This is a genomic window from Bacilli bacterium, assembly GCA_036381315.1.
GTDB lineage: Bacteria > Bacillota > Bacilli > Paenibacillales > KCTC-25726 > DASVDB01.
In genome coordinates, this window is sequence record DASVDB010000002.1 from 1 (window position 1) to 14,437 (window position 14,437).

General features: G+C 53.7%; 17 protein-coding genes. 5 read left to right on the forward strand and 12 right to left on the reverse strand.

Features of this window, described 5'->3' with window-relative positions:
* Window positions 1-182: 182 nt before the first annotated feature.
* Window positions 183-605, reverse strand: coding sequence for a GNAT family N-acetyltransferase (locus VF260_00080; GenBank protein HEX7055579.1), 423 nt, complete (start codon window positions 603-605; stop codon window positions 183-185).
* A gap of 454 nt (window positions 606-1,059) precedes the next feature.
* Here VF260_00080 and VF260_00085 point away from each other — a divergent pair, with 454 nt between their 5' ends.
* On the forward strand, window positions 1,060-1,674 hold the full coding sequence (locus VF260_00085) for a superoxide dismutase (GenBank protein ID HEX7055580.1): 615 nt from the start codon (window positions 1,060-1,062) through the stop codon (window positions 1,672-1,674).
* Window positions 1,675-1,747: 73 nt separating this feature from the next.
* On the opposite strand, the gene VF260_00090 is transcribed toward VF260_00085, so the two are convergent.
* Window positions 1,748-2,479 (reverse strand): metallophosphoesterase family protein, encoded by a 732-nt coding sequence (locus VF260_00090; protein ID HEX7055581.1) that lies wholly within the window; start codon window positions 2,477-2,479, stop codon window positions 1,748-1,750.
* The gene (gene mutY, locus VF260_00095) at window positions 2,476-3,699 is read right to left on the reverse strand and encodes an A/G-specific adenine glycosylase (protein ID HEX7055582.1); all 1,224 of its coding nucleotides are present in this window, start codon (window positions 3,697-3,699) and stop codon (window positions 2,476-2,478) included. The genes VF260_00090 and mutY overlap by 4 nt, the downstream gene beginning before the upstream one ends.
* 137 nt (window positions 3,700-3,836) lie before the next feature.
* Here mutY and VF260_00100 point away from each other — a divergent pair, with 137 nt between their 5' ends.
* Both VF260_00100 and VF260_00105 read left to right on the forward strand, forming a co-directional pair.
* On the forward strand, window positions 3,837-4,505 hold the full coding sequence (locus tag VF260_00100; GenBank protein HEX7055583.1) for a lytic transglycosylase domain-containing protein: 669 nt from the start codon (window positions 3,837-3,839) through the stop codon (window positions 4,503-4,505).
* 84 nt (window positions 4,506-4,589) lie between these two features.
* Complete coding sequence (locus tag VF260_00105) at window positions 4,590-4,928, forward strand: cytochrome c (GenBank protein HEX7055584.1); 339 nt, start codon at window positions 4,590-4,592, stop codon at window positions 4,926-4,928.
* A gap of 356 nt (window positions 4,929-5,284) precedes the next feature.
* Here the strand turns inward: VF260_00105 and nadE are convergent, their stop codons facing one another.
* The 4 genes from nadE to VF260_00125 form a co-directional block, all read right to left on the reverse strand.
* Window positions 5,285-6,094 (reverse strand): ammonia-dependent NAD(+) synthetase, encoded by an 810-nt coding sequence (nadE, locus tag VF260_00110; GenBank protein ID HEX7055585.1) that lies wholly within the window; start codon window positions 6,092-6,094, stop codon window positions 5,285-5,287.
* 95 nt (window positions 6,095-6,189) lie between these two features.
* A complete protein-coding gene (locus VF260_00115; protein HEX7055586.1) occupies window positions 6,190-6,369 on the reverse strand; it encodes a hypothetical protein in 180 nt (59 codons plus the stop codon).
* A gap of 11 nt (window positions 6,370-6,380) precedes the next feature.
* Window positions 6,381-6,524, reverse strand: a complete 144-nt coding sequence (locus VF260_00120) for a hypothetical protein (protein ID HEX7055587.1) — start codon at window positions 6,522-6,524, stop codon at window positions 6,381-6,383.
* Between the two features lie 46 nt (window positions 6,525-6,570).
* Window positions 6,571-7,281, reverse strand: coding sequence for a prolipoprotein diacylglyceryl transferase family protein (locus tag VF260_00125; protein ID HEX7055588.1), 711 nt, complete (start codon window positions 7,279-7,281; stop codon window positions 6,571-6,573).
* A gap of 129 nt (window positions 7,282-7,410) precedes the next feature.
* Between VF260_00125 and VF260_00130 the strand changes: the two genes are divergently transcribed.
* A complete protein-coding gene (locus tag VF260_00130; protein ID HEX7055589.1) occupies window positions 7,411-8,682 on the forward strand; it encodes an NAD(P)/FAD-dependent oxidoreductase in 1,272 nt (423 codons plus the stop codon).
* Here VF260_00130 and VF260_00135 read toward each other — a convergent pair.
* The 5 genes from VF260_00135 to VF260_00155 form a co-directional block, all read right to left on the reverse strand.
* A complete protein-coding gene (locus VF260_00135) occupies window positions 8,676-9,656 on the reverse strand; it encodes a type I phosphomannose isomerase catalytic subunit (GenBank protein ID HEX7055590.1) in 981 nt (326 codons plus the stop codon). The genes VF260_00130 and VF260_00135 overlap by 7 nt on opposite strands.
* Window positions 9,657-9,674: 18 nt before the next feature.
* On the reverse strand, window positions 9,675-10,109 hold the full coding sequence (locus tag VF260_00140; GenBank protein HEX7055591.1) for a FixH family protein: 435 nt from the start codon (window positions 10,107-10,109) through the stop codon (window positions 9,675-9,677).
* 107 nt (window positions 10,110-10,216) lie between these two features.
* A complete protein-coding gene (locus VF260_00145; protein HEX7055592.1) occupies window positions 10,217-10,429 on the reverse strand; it encodes a DUF378 domain-containing protein in 213 nt (70 codons plus the stop codon).
* 113 nt (window positions 10,430-10,542) lie between these two features.
* A complete protein-coding gene (locus VF260_00150) occupies window positions 10,543-12,246 on the reverse strand; it encodes an ATP-binding cassette domain-containing protein (GenBank protein HEX7055593.1) in 1,704 nt (567 codons plus the stop codon).
* The gene (locus tag VF260_00155) at window positions 12,237-13,058 is read right to left on the reverse strand and encodes an ATP-binding cassette domain-containing protein (GenBank protein HEX7055594.1); all 822 of its coding nucleotides are present in this window, start codon (window positions 13,056-13,058) and stop codon (window positions 12,237-12,239) included. The genes VF260_00150 and VF260_00155 overlap by 10 nt, the downstream gene beginning before the upstream one ends.
* 127 nt (window positions 13,059-13,185) lie before the next feature.
* On the opposite strand from VF260_00155, the gene VF260_00160 reads away from it, so the two are divergent.
* On the forward strand, window positions 13,186-13,776 hold the full coding sequence (locus VF260_00160) for a biotin transporter BioY (protein HEX7055595.1): 591 nt from the start codon (window positions 13,186-13,188) through the stop codon (window positions 13,774-13,776).
* The last annotated feature ends 661 nt before the right edge of the window (window positions 13,777-14,437 follow it).

The window sequence follows — 14,437 nt, forward strand, 5'->3', positions numbered from 1 at the left end:
GAAGCTTTTTATGCGAAACAGCTCAAATGTATGCATCGATTTTCATCCTCACGGTTCTGGCTGCACTTGCCGCATCAATCTAATAATATGAAAAAAAAGCGGCTGCGTAAAGAAAAGCGTACCTTAAACTGCACACGCAGCTTGCAGGTACACTCCGCAGCCGAACAAGCGGTTTCGCCGCATTATCCGTTGACAATGCTTAATTTTTGCGACGAATCAAGAAAGTCTGAAACCCTGAAACCAAGTTTTTCATAAAGCGGCAATATCGGCTCATTATGCCGATCAACCGTAACCATTACTTTCCGTACGCGGCGGTTTTCAAAACGAACGCGCAGCGCCTGGATCAACGCTTTGCCCACGCCTTTGCGCTGATGCTGCGAAGCCACGGCAATCCGATAATAGTAGCCGTGATTGTTGTCTATAGTTCCAATAATTACTCCGATAACGGCGCCGTTGTCTACCGCAACCAGAATCAAATCGCTATTCCAGGCAAGCTGCCTGCCCAACGCTTCAATCGTCTCCGCAAAGCAGCCCTCCGATAAAACTTCCTGCAACACCTGTGTGACAGCCGCATAGTCAGAAAGCCGAAACGAGCGAATTTGCAAAGTTGTTTTCCCCCCGGAGTAGTATAAGTGGAATCTCTCTTTATAGTGGTAAAGTTATAATTACGACGTGAAACGATAAATTCCTGCAAAAAACTTAAAAAAACCTTAAAAAAAACTTATTTATTCGTGAAAGCGCTTTATTTTAAGCGTTTTCTAACGTATTACTTCCAGCCCTTCCGCAGTTTCCCGCAATTCCAGAAAAACGGCCCGTTTTTTGGTGTTACAAAATGCGATAAAATCGTATTATATTGAACTATTCGTGTTCTTGCTTGCTCACATTTTCATACCATAGAGGCGAACGGCTTCTTGCTGAAAGTGTTAAATTCAATCTGATGTGGGCATGCTGAAAAGGTGTAGCCCGAAGCCCAACCAACAGCCCGGCTAAACCTTGATTTGCAAGAAGTATTATGTGATAATAATGATTAAAAATTACACAATCCTAGGAGGTAACAAAATGGCTTATCAATTGCCACCTTTGCCCTATCCCAATAATGCCCTTGAACCTCATATTGATGAACAGACCATGATGATTCATCATGATCGCCATCATAATGGTTACGTAACGAATTTGAACGCAGCGTTGGAAGGGCATCCCGAACTGCAAAACAAATCGATCGAAGATCTGGTCGCCAATTTGGGCGATGTCCCCGAAAATATCCGTACGGCAGTTCGCAACAACGGCGGAGGCCATGCCAACCATTCGCTGTTCTGGCAAATTATGAGCCCGAACGGCGGCGGGCAGCCGACGGGAAAACTTGCCGATGCGATTAACAGCGAGTTGGGCGGTTTCGAAAAATTCAAGGAAGCTTTCGCAAAAGCGGCGGCAACCCGCTTCGGCAGCGGTTGGGCATGGTTGTCCGTCGATAAAAACAAGAAGCTGGTTGTCCACAGCACGGCAAACCAGGACAATCCGCTGATGGAAGGACTTGTGCCGCTCCTGGGCGTTGACGTCTGGGAACATGCATACTATCTGAAATACCAGAATAAACGCCCTGATTATGTATCCGCTTGGTGGAACGTGGTCAATTGGCCGGAAGTGGAAAAACGTTACGAACAAGCGGTAAAATAACGCATACTTACGGATTGAAGCCGTCCCCAAACGCGAGCAGTCGCGATTGTCGGACGGCTTTTTGCCGTCTGTGCTACATGGGGGGTCTTCCCGCTTTTAATGCCGCAATGACGGAATCGGCATAAGGGTGCCCGCTTTTGTGATAAGCTTTTACGGCCGCTTCGATATCGTATTTTACGCGGCGGATCGTAATGCTGCTTTTGTCGCCCAAAGTCTCAATCAAGGCATAAGATGCACGCGGGTCGCCGTCGAACGGCAAACCGACGCTCCCGGTATTGACAATCGTTTTCCCGTTCCAAAACTTGACATAAGGGTAATGGATATGCGCATACGCAACAATACTTGCCCGCTCGTTTACGAACATCCGCTCAAGTTGCTGCGCTTTCGCATCCATTGGCACGATATCCAACACGTTTTGCGGCGTGGCATGCACGCAGTGCAACATATGTCCGTCCATAAGCTCCATTTCCAGCGAAAACGGCAGCTCCGCCAAATAGGCCAGTTCGCTTTTCGACAAGCGCCCTCTGGTCCATTCCATTTCCGTCAGCAACGCTTGCGCATGGCTTTCCGATTTGGCAAACCCTTCCTGAATTCGTCCCAGCCCCACCAATTCGTCAATATTGCCCCTGATAACCTGGGCATGCAGGCGCTGAATTGCCTTTACGCACTCTTCAGGCCGCGGTCCTTTGAAAACAAGGTCGCCCAACACAACAATGCGATCCGCGGACTGGTCGGCGATATCCGCCAAAACAGCTTCCAATGCATGATCATTTCCGTGTATATCGGCTAGCAAAGCTATTTTCATGCGTTCGACTCCTTCGTGAAGGTATTATTTTTTTCCAGTTGGACGAAAATGCGCTGAAACGCTTTGGAAAGCGGCAATTCCCGCCATTCCGCCAAATCGATCCAACGCTCGTTTCGCGTCCAATCCGCGTGCCGGCCATATTGCGGGGATTGTTCCGCCGCCAACAGGGCGGATGGATTGCCGGCATTTCGGGCGGCGGTCCAAATCGGACCCGGATGCTCACGGCATATGTAAACATCGAGCAACCAGCGTATATGGCTGAATGTATGCTCCACTTGCAGCAACATATGTCCGGGCTTGACGATGATTCCCTCGTCGTTCTCCAAACGGCGCGCCATTTCCGCCAAAGCCGCATCGCGTTGGCCCGCATCCTTAGCCGTCATGTTGTCTGACAAAAAATAATGCGGCAGTTCCCACATGCCGGCCAACAGTCCGTTGTCCGGCCTGCGCCGCACATAAATTTTCCCGCTATTTGCGCCCGAGCCGACAATGAGCGCGGCAATTCGATGTTCCGGCCGCGGCGGCTTCGCCTTCGATTTGACGGGCAATTGCTCAACCATGCCGTTAATCCGCGCGGCGCAATGTTCCCTGACCGGGCATGCAGCGCAGCTTGGGGACTGCGGCGTGCAAACAAGCGCCCCCAATTCCATAACGGCTTGATTGAATTCGCCCGCCATTCCAGCCGGAAGCAACGTTCTCGCCAACGCCTCGAATTTTTTGCGCGCCGCCGGTTTGGCAATGTCGTCCGCAAGCCCGAAAAAACGGGCCAACACGCGCAGCACATTCCCGTCCACCGCCGGTTCCGCCACATCATAAGCGATGCTTAGCACCGCTCCCGCCGTATAGGGCCCGACGCCGGGCAAGCGGGACATTTCCTCCTTGTCTTTCGGCACGATCCCGCCGTGATTCTCCACCACCACACGCGCCGCTTTATGCAAATTGCGCGCACGGGAATAATATCCGAGCCCCTCCCACAATTTCAGCACTTCTTCTTCCGGCGCCGCGGCAAGCGCCTGAACGGTCGGAAACCGCTCAAGGAACCTGCAATAATAAGGGATGACGGTGTCCACCCTGGTCTGCTGCAGCATGATTTCCGACACCCAAATCCGATAAGGATCGTTCGTGCGGCGCCATGGCAAATCGCGTTTGCCGGCCGAATACCATTGCAACAAATGTTTTGCAAAAAATTTGCCATTGCCATTTTCCGATATGTCTGCCATGCGGCCCTCCTGCCCCCAGCGCGTTTTTTCAATTCACACTATTATTATAAACGAATGCGGACCGGTTGGACTTTAATTTGCCAGGCAAAAAGCCGATAATAATCCTATATCGGAAGTAGATTCGGAGTGTGGCTCTTATGCGTATCGATCCGCGCCTGGCGCAGCAATTGCTTAAACTGCAAATTTCAGACGGCATGTTTCCCAAAGCGCAAACCGACTTGCCGGGCAGCCCGGACACAACCTTTCTTGAGCTGTTTGCCGCGCTGATGGAACAAACGGACCCCGCTTCTGCAGATTCGGTGAACAGCGTGGGTTCACGTTTCCCCCTGCCTTTTGACATGCCGGCGAATTGGCGCGGCGCCGATCCGTCCGGATACGATGCATTGATCAGCGACGCATCCGCCGCCTATGGCGTTGACAAAAGCCTGATTAAAGCCGTCATTCAGGCTGAATCGTCTTTTCGCGCGGACGCCGTATCCAGCGCGGGCGCCAAAGGGTTGATGCAATTGATGGACGATACCGCCGCTAGCCTCGGTGTGGCAAATCCGTTTGATCCCGCCCAAAATATTAACGGAGGAACAAAATTTTTGCGCGATTTGCTTAATCGGTACAACGGCAATACCGCGACGGCGCTTGCCGCATACAACGCCGGACCCGGCGCAATCGGCAGGCTTAACGTTCACAACGACGCCGAATTGTTTGCCCATTATGGGCAGTTGCCCGCGGAAACGCAACATTATGTCCGCAAAGTTCTCGGGATTGCGCAAACGTACCGCGATGCCCAAAACGCGGCGGATATTTCCTGATCTTGCGGGATATGTACTTTCGCCCCGATTTGGATATTCTATACTACGAATACGCTTATCCAAATCCATAAGGGGCTGAAATTGATGAGCCGCAAAATGATCGCCATTGTTGCCGCGTGCCTGACTATCGCAACAATTGCCGCCTGCGGAGCGAAAACAGACACCAACGCGGATGGCAAAGATCAGGCAGGAGAAGTTAATGCCGAAGCCATCTTCAAAAAAAATTGCGTTCCTTGCCACGGTGCGGATTTAAAAGGAAAAATGGGTCCGAAAACCGATCTTACCCACGTCGGCGGACGGCTGACCAAAGAGCAAATTGTCGCGCAAATCGAAAACGGCGGAGGCGGGATGGTTGCGTTTAAAGGCCAATTGAGCGCGGATGAAATCAATGCGCTTGCCGATTGGCTGGCGGCAAAAAAATAATTGCCGCTGGGCGCGAACCCAAGCGCACTGAACAACGATCGGCGAAAGCCGACGGTCGTGGCGGGGTGCTTTCCGATCTAACGGACGCGACAGAGGCTATTTGGGGTTTAACGCCCGGTTTTCAAATTTAACGGACGTAGGCGCGCTTATTTTAGCACTTTTTGCGGTATTCAGGTAAAAATAGTGCGAATAGCCGCTCAAGCGTCCGTTAAAATTTTTGCCCAGCCCTTTTTTGGCAAATAGCCTCCGCTGCGTCCGTTAGCGCTGGGTAGGTGGGTAACGCTCGTGTTGCGCGATGATGGTTGCGCAGGGAGGAACGCTCGCAGTGTGCAGTGGCGAAAAAAAGCGCCGTCCCGTCAAATACCGGGAATCGGCGCTCTTTTATGTTCGGTGCGCGCATACTGCTTCTCCAATTTTTCCCGGACGGCGGGATCAATCGCTTTGCCTTCCAGATAAGCGCTGTTGTCTTCATAGCTGATTCCCAGTTCCGCCTCGTCCGTCTGGCCCGGCCACAATCCGGCCGTAGGCGTTTTGTCGATCACCCGCTGCGGAATGTTCAGCTTTGCCGCGAGCATCCGCACTTGCCGTTTGTTCAGCGAACGAAGCGGCATAATATCGGCGGCGCCGTCGCCGTATTTGGTGAAAAAGCCGGTAATCGCTTCGGAAGCGTGATCGGTTCCCACTACCAAAAGATTTTGCTCAAATGCCAGCGCGTACTGCACGACCATGCGCGTGCGCGCCTTTACGTTGCCTTTGCCGCCGCGGCTCATATGGCGATGGATGCCTTGCGCCTTTAAGGCGTATTCGGCTTCCAGCACAATCTCGTCGACGGCGTCGCCGATGTTTGTCTCCACTTTCGTCTCAAGCCCGATCGCCTCGGCAATCGCGTAGCTGTCGGCAATGTCCTCCTGCTCGCCGCATGGTTGAAAGACGCCGAGCGTGATGTACTTTTTCCCGCTTGTTTCCGTCAGCCCGTCCGTTGCCAGCTTGCACAACGCGGCCGCCACGGCGCTGTCCACGCCGCCGCTGATTGCGATCAACAGGCCGCTTGCCCGGGATTTCACGATATAGTCCTGCAAAAAGGCGACGCGCCGGCTGATTTCCTCATCGACATCAATCACCGGCTTAACTTTAAAACGCTCGATTATTTCCTGCTGCAAACTCATATTTTCAACCCCATCCGCACATTTTCAGCCGAAATGGCTTACCGCTTTCCATTATAACAGAAAACCGCCATCCCGGCGGCATCCGGCAAAAAGCTTCATTTTCTTTCGCGGACGGATCCATAGCGGAGCCATTTGTTGCGCGGAGGATAGTTGTTGCCAAACGCCTTGCGCGGCCCGCGCCCAAACTGAAAACGGGGATAAAAGCTGATTGCGCACGAATCGGGCGCAAAATCGTCATGCTCCAGCCATTCATCTTCATAATCGGAATGATTCATATGCGATCACCTTAAGTAGACGGCCTATTCGGTCCGCCGAGCTTTTTGTCGGACAATTTTTCCGTTTGCGCAGGCGCCTTTGCCTTCGCTTTGTTTTCATTCGCTTGGAAAATTTGCTCCGGCGAACTGCCGTCCAACGTTTTGTTTGTTTTCATCTTGATCGGCCCCCTTGTGGGGTAGTATGCGTGGCAACGGGCAGTTTCAAACATTTTCGTCCTTTTCCCGCGGCAAAAGAATTCCAACGCCAAGCATCGCCGCATAAACCCATTGCTGAAATGTCAAATAAAACAACGACGCCTGATCACGGGCAAACAGCGAGATGACAAGCCCGCATAAGCCAAAAAGCACGAAAAAAAACCGCGCGTCGTCCCCGCGCTTCTTCGCGGCTTTTTTGCGCAGCAGCAAAATCAGGATTGCGGCGGATGCAATAAACAGATAAGCGTTTAGCGGATGATACCGCAATGCCGGATCATTCAGCGCAATCCCCCAGCGGACATGGGTCGGTCTGCCGTATTGCCAAATAAGCAAACAATCAAGCATTACGCCGGACAATATGCCAACAGGAAGCGCGTCAAGCAGGACGAGAGGCGAAACGCCCGCGCGTTTCAGTTTCCATAGCGCATAGGAAACCGCGCAGATGGCGCCGATACACGCTCCCCTCGTTGACGCCGCCATATACAGCGCCTCGGTCGGACGGCGAAATAACAGAAGCGGGTCAAACAGCAATTCGCCGAATTTCCACAAAAGCGCGACGATCATCAGGCCGGTGGTCAGGCAATCGATAATCAGGCGTTTGTGCCCGTTTCCCTTAAGCCGCCAATTGATTGCCGCCAAACCCGCCAACACGGATAAAAACAAAGCCAATAACTTCCACTGCAATAGAAAAGGACCCAAATTCACGGTTTCCGGCATCGATGATCCTCCTTACTTGGCGCGATACGGCGATTTCATGCGCTCCGCCGCATTGCCAGCGGAAAATTTTAATGGGATAATAAACAACGTTATGTCGATCTTGTAAGAGAAAAGGGGTTTTCGGTGGCAATGACGTATGATGTGATCATTATAGGCGGCGGACCGTCCGGCCTCATGTGCGCCATAGCCGCAAGCACCCGCGGCGCGCAAACCCTGCTCGTGGACAAAGGGAACAAGCTGGGACGCAAACTGGGCATTTCCGGCGGAGGGCGCTGCAACGTGACCAACAACAAAGAACCGGCCGAATTGATCCGCAATATTCCCGGAAACGGCAAATTTTTATACGGGGCGCTCACCGAATTCGGCAGCCGGGAGATCATTGCTTTCTTTACAGGATTGGGCATTCAATTGAAAGAAGAAGACCGCGGCAGAATGTTTCCCGCAAGCGACAAGGCGAAAACGGTCGTCAACGCGCTTATTGCCCAGGTGCGGCGGCAACATGTCGATATCCGTATAAACGAACCGGTGGAAAAAGTGTTGTATCGCGCAGGCAGAACCGCCGGAATCAGGCTGAAATCGGGCGAAGAGATTGCCGGCCGCTGCGTTGTCATCGCCACCGGCGGCAAATCGGTGCCGCAAACGGGCAGTACCGGCGACGGCTACCAATGGGCGATTGACGCCGGCCACACGATCACCGAACTGTATCCGACGGAAGTGCCGATTACGTCCGCCGACGCTTTTATCCGCAGCAAACAATTGCAAGGCTTGTCGTTGCGGAATATTGTGCTGACCGTATGGAACAGCAAAGGCAAAAAAGTCGTCGCCCACGAAGGGGATATCCTGTTTACGCACTTCGGCCTTTCCGGTCCGGCGGCGCTGCGCTGCAGCCAGTTTGTCGTCAAGGAACTGCGGCAATCGGCAGCCAGGACCGTGAAGCTGACAATCGACCTGTTCCCGGAAAAAAACGCCGAGCTTGTCTACGCCGAAACGCTGCGGTTTGCCAAAGAAGAAGCAAAAAAGACAAGCAAAAATGTGCTGAAAAGCTGGCTGCCGGAACGGTTGGCGCCCGTCCTGCTGCAAATGGCGGGCATCAGCCCGGAAACCACGTTGGCGAATCTCCGCAAACAATCGTTGCAGGAACTATCGCGGCTTTTGAAAGCTTTTCCCGTTCAGGCAAACGGCACGTTGTCCATCGAGGAAGCGTTTGTCACCGGCGGAGGCGTCGATCTGAAAGAAGTCGATCCGAAAACGATGCAGTCAAAGCTCGTATCCGGACTGTTTTTTTGCGGAGAAGTTTTGGACGTGCATGGTTATACGGGCGGCTACAACATTACCGCCGCTTTCTCGACAGGCCATATGGCGGGAAAAAGCGCCGCCAGGTTGTGCGGCCTGTGTCAATAGTATGTCCTGAGCAACGTCAGGCCGCTTCCCGCGCGAATCCGGTAGTTTGCCAACGTGCCCGGAACCAGCACGGCATCGCCGCGCCGCAATGAAATGTCGTCGTGATTGCCATACGCAAGTTCACCTTCGCCATCCGCGACAATCAGCACATCGGGATTGCCGGCATGGCCTTGCGAAAGTTCGACTTCCCTCTCGGATACAACCATTTTCTCAATTGCAAAGTACGGGCAGGAAACCAATAGCTCATGTTTCAGTCCCGTTTCTTCGCGCAGCGTTTTGCGCGCCGTATCCGCCTTGATCGGAGACTCTTCGCCGCCATACAGCATCACATCCGCCGCCTTGTCCACATGCAATTCCCGCGATTTGCCGCTTTTATCCACGCGATTCCAATCAAACACGCGGTATGTAACGTCCGACGTCTGCTGTATTTCAATCAGTGTTGTCCCGGCCAAAAGCGCATGCATGGTGCGCGCCGCTACGAAGACGACATCGCCGGGAGCAATTTTCCGCCGTTTCAAATATGGCCCGATATTTCCCGCCGCAACCGCCTCCATAAATTGTTCGCGGTTTTGAAACGTATGCCCCAGGATGACTTCCCCGCCCGGCTTGCGATCCAGTATGTACCATGCTTCCGTCTTGCCGAAATCGCCTTCCCGTTCGTTCGCATACGCGTCATCGGGGTGAATTTGCACGGACAGATCGTCTTCGGCCTCAATAAATTTCACCAACAGCGGAAACCGCTGTTGCGGCGATTTGCCGAGATACGCCAACGGATACTGTTCCGTTAATTCATTGATGGTTTTGCCCGCAAGCGGCCCGTTCCCGACAACGCTCGTGCCGTTCGGGTGTCCGGACACGACCCAATACTCGCCGATCGGCCTTTCCGTCTTGGCCTGAAACCATTTTTTCAATTTGCTTCCGCCCCAAATGCGTTCCGCCGGGACAGGAATGAATTTTACCGGATACGCTTGCATCGATTCTCGTCTCCCGAATTATTTTACCGTAAACTCTCTTTCCGGCATCGTATGCATGCCGCGTGCGGTCACGTGTGAAATCACGTGATAAGTTCCCGCTTCCTGGAACGTTGTTGTGATCGCATATTCGCCTTTTCCTTGCGGCTTTGCCGGAATCTCTTCATGCTTTGTGTCGCCGTCCCGCCAAATTTCAAATTTCACTTCATCGGCATCGTCAACCGTCTCGCCGCCCTGCGCGACAGTTGCCAAAAGCCGGACGCTTTCCCCAACCCCCGGCGCGGCGGGTTCAATCCCGATTTCCACTTTTATGGGGACGGCTGCGGAAAATCCGTTATCCCCCATATTCATGCCGTCCGAACCGGCATTCGCGCCGGTTCCGGCACAACCCGCAGCAGCCAACAAAACGGCTGCCGCCAGAAGCAAACAGCCAAATCGCCTTATCAATTTAGTCATCCCTTTTCGCTCATGTTGCACGATCATTAAATCAACAATAACAAAAAAGCGCACTGCAGTAAAGCAATGCGCCGCAAAATCGCTCCCGCTACGCTTTTCGCCGCGGCTTATTTCGCTTTTTCCACATCGCGGAAAAGGAGAGGAATTGCACATAGCCCGCCTATTCCCACGATCGAGTAAATCACTCTGCTTAAGCCGGAAGCGTCCCGGGTAACCGGCCCGCCAAACAAGGATGTGACAAGATCCCATTGAAACAAACCTACCAGGAGCCAGTTTAACGCACCGATGATTACCAACACCAAAGCGATTCGATATATCATGTTCGCGTCGTTCCTCCTATTGCCGATATGTCAATAGTGTGACCGATACGACACCAATTATGCATGACGGTTAATTTTCCGCCGGGACTTTGCGCGCACGCAATCCTGCCCGTTTACAAGAACAACCAGAAGCGCATGCCGATCAGAAGCGCCAACGTTGCGCAACTTAGCAATATTAAGCAAGCGTCATAACGGTTCATCCGCAGCATATTTGTCTGTACGCGAAACAACCCGGCGCGGCCGCAGCCGCGCGCTTCCATCGCTTGCGCCAAATCCGCCGCCAGATGTATGACGGAAATAATTAACGGCGTGGCAAGCGTCGCAATATCCCGCAATCCAACGGCTCCTCTTTTGCTTTGCCGTTTGCCGCGGGCCTGTACGATTCGGGAAAAACGCTCCCGTTCACGCGCAATCATCGGGATAAACCGCAATAAGAGCGACGCTGTCAGCGAAAATGCCTCGACGGGCAGTTTGAGACGGCGCAGGAAGGCAAGCGATTGTTCCAGTCCCGCCTTCATTTTCAGCTGGCTGGTGGTAAACATAAACGCCATTCCCAACAACATCACCAGAAAAATTTGCGATAACGAAAAAAGCGTGGTTAGCGCGGAAGATAAAGAAAAGGTCACGCTTCCGGCAACATGTATGCCTGCGCTGCCGCCAAATCCCACCCCGGAGAAAATCGCCCCGATCAGCATGACGGCAAGATAAGGTTTGGCAAGCGGCCAATATTGGCGAAGAGGGACCCGGCACGCCCAAATGACGGCCCATGTCACCATGGCGGCACACGCCAATCCCGCCCATTGCCGTTCGGCAAACACGCCGATCGATAGCAACATGTACGCCAGCCACTTGGCGCGGGGGTCAAAATTTTCCGCGCCGTTGCCGGTGGCGGAATCAGCCGGGAAACCGGGGGAAGCGCCAGGGCTTTGCCCAATTGGTTTAGCCGCCGCAACATGACCGCTTTGGATGGAGAAGGTTTGCTTGCGTTTGATCGACCGCTCAATCGCTTGCGCCGCTTCATGCGGCGAAACAAAGCCGCCGGGAACCGCGATGCCGGCGCTTCGTAAGGCAGCCGCCAACGCCAGGCTCTCCGGCACGCCGATGCCCGCATCCGCCAAAATATCCGGGCGTTCCGACAAATCCCGCGCGGACAGCTGTGCCGTAACGCGTCCTTCGTTTAGAACGATGGCCCGGTCGGCAATCGGCAAAAAGGCATCCAGATCGTGCGTGGCCATCACGATCCCGCAACCGTTGTTTTTTCGCGCGATTAACTCGGACAACAAATATTGCATGCCAACCGAATCCAGTCCGGCGGTAGGCTCGTCCAGAAACAGCCAATCAGGCCCGGTGCAAAATGTGGACGCCAATGCCACGCGCCGCTTTTGCCCGCCGCTCAGTTCAAAGGGAAACGCGCCTGACAGCTCCGGCGGCAGCTTGCACGCCTCGAGCGCCTGCGCCGCCTTTTGCTCGCGTTCTTGTTTGGGCAAGCGCAGAAACCGAAGCGAATACGCAAATTCGCCCGCGACGGTGCGGGCAAACAACTGCTGCTCGGGGTATTGAAAAACATGGCCGATCCGCCTGCGCAGGCGCGCATCTTCCTTTTTCCCCCGCCAGACAGGCTCCCCGTTATAGGCTATCGTTCCGGTAAAGCGATCGTGCAAACCGGATAATACGTTCAGAAAAGTCGATTTTCCCGCCCCGTTTTTTCCCAAAATTAGCGTAATGCCGCCCGCTTCGATCCGGCAGGAAATATCCGCCAGAATCGGGCGGCTGCGCGTTTCGTCGTAGACCGCAAGATGCTCTACCGTTATGTACATAGACGGACCACCGCCTTCCGCAAATCGTCGTTCGTCAGCGGAAATCCGCCCAATTCCACTCCGGCGGCGAGCAAATGCTGCGCAACACGGACCGGATACGGCGGGTTAAACCCAAGCGCGGCGCAAGGCGATGCCGCAAACTGCTTCTCATTGTAAAAAAAGGATTCCGCCTGCCCGACATACGCCAGTTTTCCTTCCGCCAAAGCGACGACCTGCCCGGCGCGCGCCGCTTCGTCCATAAATTGCGTAACCCAGATGACGGCGGTTCCTTTGCGGCGCAATTCGGCGGCTACCGCCAACATCTGTTTTCGGGCGGCTTCATCCAGCATCGTCGTGACTTCATCGAAAATCATGACCTCAGGTTCCAACGCCAAACATCCGGCAATGCATAAAAGCTGCTTTTCGCCGCCGGATAGCTGATCTACCCGGCGATTTGCAAATCCTTGCAAGCCCACGGCGGAAAGGGCCGCGCTTACCCTTGCGGGCGTTTCTTCCCGGGGAAAACGGCAATTTTCCAGGCCGAAGCAAACATCTTCATAGACTGTTTCGCCGACGATTTGCGCATCGGGGTTTTGCATCACAAGCTGCACGGCATGCGGCGGATGGCTACGGACAACTTTCCCTTGCGATATCGGACAAAGCCCGGCGACGACGCGCGCCAATGTGCTTTTGCCGCTGCCGTTGCCCCCGACAAGCGCAAGAAAATCGCCGGGATGCACCGAAAGGCTTATGTCGCGCAAAACTTGCCTTACGCCGTCAGCGGCACGGTACGCCACGCTTACTTCGTGCAGCGCAATAATCGGAACAGGCACAGGTACCCCTCGTTTCGTTAACCCTTTTTATCCACAATCTATTGACATTTTATAATGAACTGGATTAACTTTAAAGATGGTTTTTAAAATTTTCCGATTTTCGGATTTTGAAAGGGAAGATGGAAACATGAAAAACGGCATCGCCATACGCGGGATTGTTTTCAGCGCGCTATTCGGAGCGTTGCTTGTTGTCCTCAGTTTTTTGAAGATTGATTTGGGGTTTACCCCCGTACCCATTGCCATGGAAACGATGGGCGTCATGTTGGCGGGGGCGTTTTTGGGGGCTCGTTACGGTTTCATTAGCATCCTGACGGTTGCGGTGCTGACCGCGCTTGGCGTTCCCCTGCTCGGCGGACAGGGCGGAATAGGATTGATTTTGGGACCGACCGGCGGCTTTATCTGGATGTTTCCGATTAGCGCATGCTTCATCGGGCTGTGTGCGGAAAAAATCAAGGGCGGCGGGCCGATGGCGGCAGGCAAAATGTTTCTGGCGATTTTTCTGTTCGGCTCGTTACTGTTGTACGTCTCCGGGGTACCGTGGCTCGCTTACAAGCTTCACGTTGGCATAGGCAAAGCGCTCGTGCTGGGCTGCTATCCGTTTTTGCCCGGGGATTTGCTGAAGGCAGTGGTGACGACCGCGATCGTCATGCCGATTCGCCGCGTCTACCCTGTCTGGAAGCTGGTGGGATCCGCGGAAGCGCAAGTGGCAAAATTTTAATTTTGCGGCCAAACGCCTACCGGCCTAAGCCGGCAGGTTCCTGTCGGCGGCTGAAACCGACTGTTCAGGCGAAAGCCTGAGCCCGCTAAAGCTTGCCGACGGAAACTTGGTCGGTTTGCCGGCTTGCCGCCTTGCAACTTTTAAACTTGTCCGCCGAATCTCAGTCGGCTAGCTGCCTTGCAACTTTTAACGGTCGTAGGAGAGCTTATTTTGCGCAAATTGCCCGCTTTTTTATTCTAACGGTTGCAGGAGCGCTTATTTTCGCATTTTTCCTGAAATTCGGGCCTTGAAACGACAAATAGCCTCCACTGCGTCCGTTAGAATTTTAGATCGGGCTTTTTTCGGCACATAGCCTCTGCTGCGTCCGTTAGCGTTGTGAAGGGAAGCGGGCCTCCCGTTTTGGCGTTGTGCGGTTGGGCGAACCACTCGCTTTAGCGTCGAGCAAGGAGGCAGCTCCTCCCGTTTTGGCGTTGTGCAAGGAGATTCTCGCCCGTTTTGGCGTAGAACAGCCTTTTACTTCCCGATTTGCACCCGGCACAAAGATTTGCGGCCATGCAACACGTTGGCGACTTCGGCGGAAACCAGCCGGGAAACCCTCGCTTGCGATTGCTCCGTTAAACCGGCAATATGCGGCGTTAACAAACATTTTTCGTTATGCAAA